Source organism: Priestia sp. SIMBA_032, assembly GCF_046535215.1.
Lineage (GTDB): Bacteria > Bacillota > Bacilli > Bacillales > Bacillaceae_H > Priestia > Priestia aryabhattai.
This window is the reverse complement of the sequence record NZ_JAWRXD010001203.1, coordinates 1-251: the sequence shown is the minus strand read 5'-3', so window position 1 is coordinate 251 and position 251 is coordinate 1. Positions and strand designations below refer to the sequence as shown.

The window sequence follows — 251 nt, the reverse complement described above, 5'->3', positions numbered from 1 at the left end:
GACCATCATCAGGGCCCGGGCCAAGCCGTGGACATCTCCGCCGAGCACGGCCCTGATCTGATTCCAGATCCCCGAGGACAGGGTCCGCAGGACGTAGGACCGCTCGGAGGCGAGACCGCGTCCCGAGCCCACCATCGAGGCGAGCACGGCCTTGGAACGCCCCTCATGCAGGCAGCGGGACAGGAAGTAGCGCACCGTACTCCGCCGGGCGGTCACCAGATGGTCGACGGCCAGGCCCTCGTGGCGAATGA

At 68.5% G+C, this 251-nt stretch carries 1 protein-coding gene; it reads right to left on the bottom strand.

Annotated elements, in window-relative coordinates:
* Positions 1-251, bottom strand: a 251-nt coding sequence (locus SB717_RS38130) for a hypothetical protein (RefSeq protein WP_410908386.1), incomplete at both ends; no start/stop codon positions are given.